The sequence below is a fragment of the Marinobacter halodurans genome (genome assembly GCF_004327985.1).
Taxonomy (GTDB): Bacteria; Pseudomonadota; Gammaproteobacteria; order Pseudomonadales; family Oleiphilaceae; genus Marinobacter_A; species Marinobacter_A halodurans.
This window is the reverse complement of the sequence record NZ_SJDL01000171.1, coordinates 1-750: the sequence shown is the minus strand read 5'-3', so window position 1 is coordinate 750 and position 750 is coordinate 1. Positions and strand designations below refer to the sequence as shown.

Genomic DNA, 750 nt, shown 5'->3' with positions numbered 1-750 from the left:
CAACAACTTCTTCAGCACTGCGGCTTTACGTTCTTCGGAATAACGTGGCATGACATGCTCCCATGCCGCCCCGACTCGGAAAAATCAGGCGAAATCGCCTACTGGACAACTAGGCTGACAGAGGGGGATTATAAGGCTATCGTCCAACTGGTTAACCTGAGGCTGACAGGCTCTGCCTTTGCCTTGGCGCGTTGCGTATTCGAGTCATACATCAGAGGTGCATGGCTATATTTGTGTGCCTCGGAGAACGAACTCGAAAAATATCAAAAAGATACCTTACGGATGAAAGGAATGGGTCTTCTGATTGAAGATCTTGAAAGGAATGACGACTTTCAATCAGGGATTTTGTCGAGGGCAAAGAGCGCTACATGGAAAGACCTGAATGGCTTTACTCATAGTGGCTACCAACAGCTAAGCCGGCGTTTCACCGACAACATCCAGTCGCCACAGTATGATGATCGGGAAATTGTCCTAATGATTAAGCATGCAACAGCACTAGCCTTTTTGAGCGTTCATATGGTTGCCCAAGTGGCCGGTAATTCCGAACTCGATGGGCGCCTTGATCAAAAAGCCAGGGATGAACTCGGGGATTTTTAACAAGTGCGTCAACGGGACCGGTTTTCCGAGTTATCGTCAAATCTGGTGTATGAACATCAGGCAGCGTTCCTGTCTGATTGTTGCTCAACCGCTTCTCCGTCCCGGAACTCGACGTTGTTAACGACCAGTTCCAGAAGCTGAAATCCTTTGATG

Annotated in this window: 1 protein-coding gene; it reads left to right on the top strand. The window is 48.5% G+C overall.

Features of this window, described 5'->3' with window-relative positions; translation table 11 throughout:
* Positions 1-597, top strand: a 597-nt coding sequence (locus EZI54_RS24740) for a DUF6988 family protein (RefSeq protein WP_242674590.1), incomplete at its 5' end; no start/stop codon positions are given.
* Positions 598-750: the final 153 nt, after the last annotated feature.